Here is a 1,863-nt window from a genome sequence, read left to right on the forward strand (position 1 = left end):
CCGTCTTGATCGGCGAGAGGCGGCCGGCGCGGTCGCGCCAGGGCATCGGCGGCAGGCGCAGGCCGGACCGGGCGGACGCGAGGGCGGGTGAGGCGCGGGACATGGCGACCGTTCTACCCGGAGCCCGGGCCGGGGCGCACGTCACGCGCGATCACGATTGCGTCGGCGGCTAAGCCGGCGGCGCGACGTCGACCGCGACCTCGATCGTGTGGTCGCGGCCGCCGACGACGACGCCGTTGATCGGCGCGACGTCGCCATAGTCCCGCCCCCACGCGACGGTGACATGGCCCGTCCCCGGCAGGACGTCGTTGGTGGGGTCGAGGTCGACCCAGCCGAAGGGCGGACACCAGGCGGCGAACCAGGCGTGGCTGGCGTCGGCGCCGACGAGGCGCGGCATCCCCGGCGGCGGGCTGGTCAGCAGGTAGCCCGAGACGTAGCGCGCCGGCAGGCCGATCGCGCGCAGGCAGGCGATCCCGACATGGGCGAGATCCTGGCAGACCCCGGCACGGATCGCGAACACCCGGTCGACCGGAGTCGTCGCATCCGTCACCGTCGTGTCGTAGCGGAAATCGGCATGGATGCGGCCCATCAGGTCGATCGCGCCGGCGAGCACGGGGCGGCCTGGCGGAAAGCTCGCCAGCGCATAGGCCGAGAGATCCGTCGACGGCCGCACCAGCGGCGAGTCGAAGAGGAAGTCGACCGCCTCGCGCTCCGCGACGTCGAGCGCGGCCTCCAGTCGCCGGCGCACCGCCTCCCACGGCCAGGACCCGGCGGGATCGGGGGCCGGCAGGGCCGCCTCGACGACCCGGCTCTCGGCCAGGATCTCGAGGGTGGTGTGCGGATCTTCCAGCGCCAGCCACTCCGCGCGGTTGCCGAAGGCGTCGAGCCGCTCGACCCGGCGCGTCGGCTCGGGCGTCACCCGGACGGCGCAATCGACGACCGACTGCCGCGCCGTCGGCCGCGGCGCCAGATGCAGGAGATGCTGCGACTGCGCCACCGGCTGGAGGTAGCGGTAGATGGTGCGATGGCGGACGCTATATTCCGTCATGCCCCCTCGCCCCTCGGCGCCGAGCCGGTCCGCCGCCGCGGCGAGGGCCGGAAATAGCGGTCGGCCAGGGCGTCCGACAGGTCCTGGAGGGCGCCCCCGACGGCGGCCGACAGGGCGCCGACGGCGGCGGGGTCGGCCAGCGTCGCCGGATCGGTCCGGCGCAGGCGCACCAGGAGCGGCACGATCGCGTGCTCGTCGGCAGGGCCGCCGGCCGGGTCCTCCTGGAGGTCCGCCAGGTGCCGCGCCAGGGTCGCGATCTGGTAGGCGGCCGAGCGCGGGTTGCTCTCGTCGAGCAGCAGCAGGTCGAGGACGGGCGGCGCCTGGAAGGTGCCGAGGTAGCGGAAGCGGTAGGTCATGGCGCTGTCGGCGATCTCGAGCGCCATCTGCATGCGCTCGACGGCGCGCTCGCCGGGCTCGCCGACGAGCTGACGGGCCACCCAGGCGGCGCCGACGCCGCGCTCGATGCGGCGGCCGAGATCGAGGAAGAGCCAGTTCGGCCCGCGCGTCATGTTCTCCGCCGAGAGGCCGGCCAGCGCCGCCGACCGGCGGATCAGCATGTCGAGCCGGGCGGCGAGTTCGACGAGGTCGCCCGGCGGCTCGTCCTCGTCGCCGGTGAGCGCCAGGATGCTGCGCCAGTGGTCGAGCGACAGCCGGTCGCGCACCGACCAGGCGGTCCGCCGGACGCCGGCGAAGGTCCGGACGAGGCCATGGGGATGGTTGCGGTCGCCTGCCAGCGCCAGCATCTCGCTCGCCAGCGCCCCGCCGTCGCCGGCCTCGGCCGCCGCCACCGCCGCCTCGCTCGCCTGGGCATAGGG

The 1,863-nt window shown here is 75.1% G+C and carries 2 protein-coding genes; both read right to left on the bottom strand.

Translation table 11 applies throughout. The features are described from left to right. Positions 1-169: 169 nt before the first annotated feature. A complete protein-coding gene (locus tag ACE3Q3_RS24245) occupies positions 170-1,048 on the bottom strand; it encodes a transglutaminase N-terminal domain-containing protein (protein ID WP_374450417.1) in 879 nt (292 codons plus the stop codon). Next, positions 1,045-1,863 (bottom strand): alpha-E domain-containing protein (locus ACE3Q3_RS24250; RefSeq protein ID WP_374450419.1); only part of this gene is annotated, 819 nt, incomplete at its 5' end. The genes ACE3Q3_RS24245 and ACE3Q3_RS24250, both read right to left, overlap by 4 nt.

It is taken from the genome of Allostella sp., assembly GCF_041913585.1.
Lineage (GTDB): Bacteria > Pseudomonadota > Alphaproteobacteria > ATCC43930 > Allostellaceae > Allostella.

What these genes read in the sequence shown, in the direction of transcription:
- ACE3Q3_RS24245 (WP_374450417.1), bottom strand. Translation starts at nt 1,048, where the DNA reads ATGACGGAATATAGCGTCCGCCATCGCACCATCTACCGCTACCTCCAG.